This window comes from Falsirhodobacter xinxiangensis (assembly GCF_004959935.1).
Classification (GTDB): domain Bacteria; phylum Pseudomonadota; class Alphaproteobacteria; order Rhodobacterales; family Rhodobacteraceae; genus Falsirhodobacter; species Falsirhodobacter xinxiangensis.
On record NZ_SMYN01000026.1, the window covers coordinates 19,900 to 27,341 of the forward strand.

Annotated in this window: 5 protein-coding genes and 1 pseudogene; 2 read left to right on the forward strand and 4 right to left on the reverse strand. The window is 52.4% G+C overall.

The features are described from left to right. The first annotated feature begins 173 nt into the window (after positions 1-173). Both E2K76_RS18500 and E2K76_RS18505 read left to right on the forward strand, forming a co-directional pair. Complete coding sequence (locus E2K76_RS18500) at positions 174-1,526, forward strand: DNA cytosine methyltransferase (RefSeq protein ID WP_246033023.1); 1,353 nt, start codon at positions 174-176, stop codon at positions 1,524-1,526. Beyond that, complete coding sequence (locus tag E2K76_RS18505; protein WP_136685922.1) at positions 1,526-2,320, forward strand: endonuclease; 795 nt, start codon at positions 1,526-1,528, stop codon at positions 2,318-2,320. The genes E2K76_RS18500 and E2K76_RS18505 overlap by 1 nt, the downstream gene beginning before the upstream one ends. A gap of 197 nt (positions 2,321-2,517) precedes the next feature. On the opposite strand, the pseudogene E2K76_RS18510 reads toward E2K76_RS18505, so the two are convergent. The 4 genes and pseudogenes from E2K76_RS18510 to E2K76_RS18525 form a co-directional block, all read right to left on the reverse strand. Continuing rightward, positions 2,518-3,931: pseudogene (locus E2K76_RS18510) on the reverse strand (transposase). 138 nt (positions 3,932-4,069) lie between these two features. Then, complete coding sequence (locus E2K76_RS18515; protein WP_136685923.1) at positions 4,070-5,029, reverse strand: O-methyltransferase; 960 nt, start codon at positions 5,027-5,029, stop codon at positions 4,070-4,072. Beyond that, positions 5,026-6,420, reverse strand: coding sequence for an ATP-binding protein (locus E2K76_RS18520; RefSeq protein WP_136685924.1), 1,395 nt, complete (start codon positions 6,418-6,420; stop codon positions 5,026-5,028). Before E2K76_RS18520 ends, E2K76_RS18515 begins: the two co-directional genes overlap by 4 nt. Before the next feature lie 401 nt (positions 6,421-6,821). After that, the gene (locus E2K76_RS18525; protein ID WP_136685925.1) at positions 6,822-7,175 is read right to left on the reverse strand and encodes a hypothetical protein; all 354 of its coding nucleotides are present in this window, start codon (positions 7,173-7,175) and stop codon (positions 6,822-6,824) included. Between the last annotated feature and the right edge of the window lie 267 nt (positions 7,176-7,442).

Sequence of the window (7,442 nt, forward strand, 5' to 3'; positions counted from 1 at the left end):
TGGGAGCGGCGGCATCCACCTCTCAACACAGAATGTGATTCTGCGAAGGTGCAAGCCTGGCCGGCGACCTCCCCCGTAAAGCTTTCAAACTCGGACGGTTCGGGGTTTCTCGTGGAGTGCTGTTAGGATAGAATCCTTGATTGCACACAGCGCTGCGAATAGCGAACCTGCAGATGACAGACGGCGAGAACCTCATGAAAAACAGACCTATTGCAGTCGACCTGTTTGCAGGCGTTGGCGGCATGAGCCTCGGTTTCGAGCAGGCCGGGTTCGACGTCGTCGCCGCCGTGGAAATTGACCCAGTCCATTGCGCTGCCCACTTATTCAATTTCCCGAAATGCGCCGTAATTCCGCGAAGCGTGGTTGGACTTACAGCAGCCGAAATTCGGCTGGCCGCAGGCATCGGCGACAGAGAGGTCGATTGCGTTTTTGGCGGGCCGCCATGCCAAGGTTTCTCCATGATAGGGAAGAGAGCTTTCGACGACCCGAGAAACGATCTGGTTAAGGAGTTTGTCCGTATCGTTCGTGACTTGAAGGCAAACAGCTTCGTTTTCGAGAACGTTAAAGGACTTACCGTGGGCCGTCATCGGCAGTTCCTGCGTGAACTGGTTGAGGAGTTCAAAGCGGCAGGATACGAGGTGACCGAGCCTTATCAAGTGCTGAACGCTGCCAACTTTGGGGTTCCCCAGAGCCGGGAGCGTTTGATTCTAGCAGGTGTGCGCAAGAACATTGGCACTTTCGACTACCCGCATCCACGCTTTGCCATTCCTCGGAAGGGTGCAGACGGAACAGACCTCAAAGCCGGGCCTACCTGCAAGGACGCGCTCGGTGACCTACCGAACGCAGAAGATTTTTCTACATTGCTTGCCACGGACAGCGTCAGGACTGGTAGATATGGCGTTGGTTCTGAATACGCGCGTGAGATGAGGTGTCAGACCAATGACTGCTGGCATCACGGGCACCCACGCGTATGGGATCCGAGCATAATGACGTCCAGTGCTAGGACCAAGCACTCTGACATTTCAAAGCGCAGGTTCAAAGAAACGCCGGAAGGTTATGTGGAACCCATAAGCCGGTTCCTTAAGCTGCATCCGAATGGAGTTTGCAATACACTTCGCGCGGGCACCGACGGCGCGCGTGGAGCGTTCACGAGCCCAAGGCCAATCCATTATTCTTTCAATCGTTGCGTAACGGTCCGGGAGATGGCCCGACTCCATGGATATCCTGACTGGTTCAGATTTAACGTGACTAAATGGCACGGTGCTCGCCAGATTGGAAATAGTGTTCCGCCGCCGCTGGCGCGCGAGGTTGCCTATCGAATGATGGCTGCACTGAATGCTATACCTCAAATGCAATCGGAAGCAATTGGACTCGGTTCTGAGCTACTTTTACAAATGGATTTGTCCTCCGCGTCATCGCACTTCGGAATTGCGCCTCCTCCAAGTAAACGGACGATGAAGAGCGGATCCAAGAAACGTAAGCAGCTTGATATAGAAGCCGAGTATATGAAACTCCGGGCGATTTAATGGCGAAATCTGACAGTGCGGCGTATAATCTTATTATTAATCACGTTTTCTCAAAGCGGCATACTCCAGGCGACGTAGAGTTCAGCTTCAATCGCGATGATATCCTTGAAGGTAGAGACCTTTATGCGAAGCACCTCCAACGTCTCAATGCGGGCGACGTCAACTATCACTTCAATAATCGCGGATCGTTCCCTCAAGAGATTCAGCAAACTCAGCCTTCAGGAAAAAAGTGGGTAATCTTCGGTGCGGGAAGGGCAAAATACAAGTTCAAACTTGTCAGCTCCGCGAGGATTGTCCCTAATCCAAGAATGATGCCAATACTAATACCGGACTCGACGCCGGAGATTATTCGTGCGTATGCCCTAACTGATGAGCAGGCTCTGCTGGCGATTATTAGGTATAATAGGCTGCTTGATATATTCCTTGGCATCGCGACTTACAGTCTGCAGAACCACCTTCGCACCAGCGTCACGGGTATCGGCCAGATTGAAATTGACGAACTATATGTTGGCGTAGATAAGCGTGGCTGCCATTATCTTATTCCTGTCCAAGCTAAAGGCGGAAAAGACGAGACTGGAATTGTTCAAGTGACGCAGGACATTAGCTACGCCGCTGATCGTTTTCCAGACATGAGATGTAAAGCTGTAGCTGTTCAGTTCATGCCCGGAGATGTCGTCGCGATGTTTCATTTGACCATTGAGGGCGACGAACTCATGATAGTTGAAGAGCGCCATTACAAACTCGTTCCGCATACCGGCCTTGATAAGTCAAAGATGACTAATTATATTGACTGATTGCTCCTATCTGATTTTCTCCGTCAAAACTGAAAATTATGATGGGGACAGGTTGCTATATCTCCATAGCTTGAGAAAATTAGGACAATCTATTTTTTTTCGCTACCTACTCAACGTCAGCTAATCATCGATTATGTTGAAAAACTCGCTTTAGATCTTGCTATGACGTCGCGCTGATACTGGCCTGCGTGCTCCTGTCACGCCACCTGCTGCGCGATCGGGATCAGTTTCGCGAGTTTGCGGAGGTTCTGGGCGGTTGCGGCGAGGTGGAACTCGTCCTTGACACCGTTCGGGCCGCGCAGGCGCAAGCGGCCGAGTCGCAGGATGCGCTTGAGGTGGGCGAAGAGCATCTCGACCTTCTTCCGCCGTCGCATGCTTTCGAGATAGGCATCGGTTCCAGCGAAAGGCGCGAACCTTGTCGCGGACAGCTTCATGGCGATGGCGGGAGATCTTGCGGGTGGCCTGGTTTGGCGTGCAGCGGGCTTTGAGATCGCAGCCTCCACAGTCGTTCGTGCTGGCATAGTATTTGCGCCATCCGTCTTTGCCGTAAGCCGGGCGCGCCTTGCCGATATCGCGCCAGTATTTCTTGAGCTTGTTGCCACCGGGACATGTGTATTCGTCGGCGTCTGGATCGAATCTGAAGGCCGTGTTCGGGAAGGTGCCGTCGGCGCGCTCGGTCTTGTCGAAGACGGGAATGTGCTGGGTGATCTCGCGCTCGTCCAGCCATGCCAGCATATCGGCCGAGCCATAAGCCGTATCGGCGGCCAGACGTTCCGGCTGAAGATCGAAGCGATCCTTGGCGCGCGCAATCATGGTCCGCGTCGCACCGACCTCGGCCTGCCGGATGGACCGGCTGGCTTCGACGTCCACGATCACGGCATTGTCCGTGTCGATCAGGTAGTTGGTGGAATAGGCAAAGATCGCGGGCGCATTCATGGCTGCGGTCCACTGGCTCGCCGGATCGCTGCAGGACACGAACTTCGGACGCACCTCGCTGGCGGCGCCGAAGGCGGCATCGTCCAGAGTTTCCAGATATTCGCGCACGGCGCGGGGTGCAGACTCTTCGTTGATCTGCCCGCCCTGCCACAGTTCCTGCGACATGGAATACATCTTGCCGGCATCGGCGCGGATCAGGCTAGCGTCGGTGGCGAAATCGCGGCCGCCGACCAGTCCCTCGGCAATGCAGCGGCGGACAACCGTCTCGAAGACTTGGCGCAGCAGATCGCTGTCGCGGAAGCGACCGTGGCGGTTCTTGGAGAAGGTCGAATGGTCCGGCACCGCCGTGTTCAGATCCAGCCGGCAGAACCAGCGATAGGCAAGGTTCAGATGGACTTCCTCGCAGANATAGGCAAGGTTCAGATGGACTTCCTCGCAGATCCGCCGCTCCGACCGGATGCCGAAGCAATAACCGATCAGTAGCATACGGATCATCAGTTCAGGGTCGACGGAGGGACGGCCTGTGCTGCTGTAGAACGGGGCGAGGTGCTGACGGATGTGGCCGAGATCCACGAAGCGGTCGATGGCGCGGATAAGATGGTCCTGCGGAACGTGATCCTCAAGCGAGAACTCGTAGAACAGAGCGCCCTGCGCCACCTGCCGCGATCCCATCATCCTGATCACCCTCACCATCCCGTAAAGAAAGTGAATCAGCGTCTGGCGCAGCGATCAACAGGTGTTTTTCAACACAATCCATCAACTGCACATTTCCAGGGTTGCCCCAGCGAGGATTCCCCCCCCCGCTGGATATGTTCATCCACCAACGCTATCAAATGTTGGATAAAACCTATGCAATGCTCTGTATGATTTAAGTTGCGCGTCGTTCATCAGACTGTAGCCGACTTCGGCGCTAATTTCCGCCTCTGACATATGCATTACTCTGTCAAAGCGATATCTTTCAGAAACAGTGAAATCAGGTAAATTGATTGGCGTTATATCATGCCAATCAGCAGGACTCATCTTCCATCCGCTCGGAACTACTTCACTATTTGCATCGGAAATTACCGCGGTTGCGACAAACATATTAGTGGTATCGGAATACTGCGTAAGTAACACTGGTTTTGCAACATATCCAGTCCCATCCAGACCTTTCGCAAATGCGCTTTCAACACACTCAGATAGGCCAACTTCAATTGCCCCTGGGGATACCTCTTTCGTGCCGGCTGGCAAATAACTTCCCACCATGCTCCTCAGGTAATCTGCTTGAAGTTTCGCCATGGTGCGTTGCTCAAGAGGAAGGCTTTTTTCCATCACATCTCGAGTCAACGTCTGGAGATTTACGGTGACTCGAATGATATCCAGCGGGCCCATCTTGCCTACAACCGCAGATACTTCATCTAGTTGTCGGCCAGTGATCGAGGCGGTATAATCAAGCCAGATCACTTTACGGCTCTTTTTGTGCTCCTGCATAATTCCATCAATCCGACCTGGAAGCTCGTGCGACATCCAGTTTTCGCAATGTATATTATGGAAAGGCTTGAAATAGTTTTGATATTGGACGACTTCATCGTCCCCATCGAACGACAGAAGGCAATTAATAGATGTCTTCTTATAAATAGCCTTGTGGTCGGTGAGGTGCATGCCGCCCATTGAGATGTAGATGTATTCATTCGGATCGTTAACTGCGACAAATTGTGCAACAAATTCTGAAAATAGCTCCCGATCAACAAACTTTCGTGGTCTGAGATGATAAGGAAGTCCGCTCGCACTCATTTCTCGGACATCCTCGCTTTGACATCCAACCAAGCTGCGACACCCACGTCACCCGGCGATGCATTTTTATCGCCGAGCAGAAAGTCGGCTACTTGTTTCACCTCTTCAGAATCACGAGAGAACGCGATGCGCCGAACCTTGCTTGATTTTTCGGGCTTCGGCAGGTCGGGTGTATATTTCATGCCGTTATCATAGACCTTAATCGTCTTCCCGTGATTCAAATCCGCCGCCAGAACGATTTCTTTCACTGATCGAGCTGCTTGCCGATCCAGCATATCATCGGTGTCGGACTCGCGTCCCTTCCATCTATTCGTGAAAGAGGTAAACGTTACAATGCCCTCCATAGCCAGGTTCCGAGCGGCCCGAAAAACTTCGCTCGATTGATCTAGGTCATGTTTGGTTGTCGCCACGGGTAGCTTTGTTGCATCGAGGCTGAAAAATGATATCACACCTGCGATCGCTCGGAATTGCGGGTGATACTTTGGTGTCGCACCCACTCCCCATCCGGTAAGAGCTGATGTATCAGACGATATAATTACACGATCATTGCAGAGAACGGTAATACCAGGGCGATCAAGATCATTATCCGCTCCCAGTTCCGTAGCTTCTTCGAGCTCCGCCTCTCTAGTAAGCTGCCTGAAAAATCCGATGGTGACCCTTACGTCAACACCGTTGATGCTTGCCTGGGAATCAAATGGCAAGACTTTTTTATCAGGAGAAAAAATCAACTTGGATACTCTGGGTTCGACCGAAATCCCATTTAGGATCACGTCGAAACCCCGTTGTATAAGGTAACCGAAATGCTCGCCGACTGCGTAGCGCAGATCGTTGACGAATACAGATGATGCAAATCTTTCAGCTATTTCGGGACGAATTTCGACTGAAGAGATTTTGAAACCAAGCTCGTCTCCTTCAACAGGCGGGGACTCGTGAATCCGAAGTTCCCACGTGTTATTAGTAGGTTCGAGCCATTCCCGAGAGTAGTTAATAGAAGCCCGCTTCGTCGCGGATGAAGATACAACATCCGCAGACTCGCATATCTTGAAAATTGCCCTCTTCATCCCGATACCATACATCCCAATCGTGGGAATGTTTTTGTCGGCATTTAGGCGGGGTCGACCAAGCTGGAATGCCGTATCAAGTAGATCATCAGGTATTCCACCGCAATTATCGCTTATTTCAAATTGCCCTTTGTCGACGTTCAGTCGGCACTTGTATCCTTCAAAGATTCGCCCTGAATTTGAGACGTCTCCGATTGATCTCATAGCTCCATCGACGCTATTGTCGATGAGATCCAAAATTGCATCTTTAAGTGAGATATCTTTTGTTAACATCTCGACAAAAAACAGCTTTGTCGGTCCGCCATTTATATCTCTATCTATCGATGACATACAGTCCCCTCGAAATTTTTTGATGATTGCATCCGAGATGCTTATTCGGCCTCTGCGGGTTTGCTTGGTATCCGGTTGCAAGATCGCAGCTATACTGCAATCAGATTTTCCTTTCACCTTCGGGATACACGTCAAGCGAGCGCGAAGCCACAACGAACCGGTTGTCGAATAACACCATGGGGAGTAAGCAGATCTCGGTCAAGTCAGGTATTATTTTCCAATACGTCGATACACGCGAAAGCCGTGCGCTATCAGAAGCGCTTCCGCACTCGTTCGAACAACTCCAGCACGACGTGATGCTCACAGGCCACGGCTCGCCGCACAGCGACCAGGCATTGGTCCTAGCCTGCGCGGGGGGGGGCGGGAGGGCCGAATGCTCACACCGAGGCCCTCCTGCTTAGTCAGGCTCGCTTCGACATGGCGAGGCGAGCGCCGTTTACTTTGACTTTGAGCCAACCGCGGTTGCAGTAGCCATCAATGGCGATCAGAAAGTCATCAAGAAGATCGGGACGCACCGCGTGAGGCAGCTTGTGCCATCCTCCGGCTCGCAGAGCTTCTATAGTAAATCCCCTCGTCTGATCAAAACCATGCAGTTTTTGTAGAAGGCGGAAGAGATGACCGTAAAGCAAGTCCTCGGCGGCGCGTCTGCCATTCTTGGGCAGTTCGATTCGAACCGAGACGTTGTAGCGTTGACATCCTCTGTTTCTTGATCGCTCGACGCGAGGAGTGCTGGGAAAACGGATAATCTTTGTCATTGATGCTGTCTCCATTTCAATATGAGGACCTGCATCTCGTGCCCTGGATCTAACGCTTGGGCCAACATATCGCCGAAGCGATGATGCAGGCCCGGGTTTGATCCAGGTTCCTTATCGGGACGTCCCCGAGGGCGTTTATCGTTGGCAGCTTGTGGCTGCCGCCCACCTTATAGGTAGCTGCTCCCCTCTGCTCTGACAAGACTATGCAAGCTTATTTGGGCAGTTCGCCCCTAACAGGGTGCTGAAGAAGGTCGGCATGAGGAACGG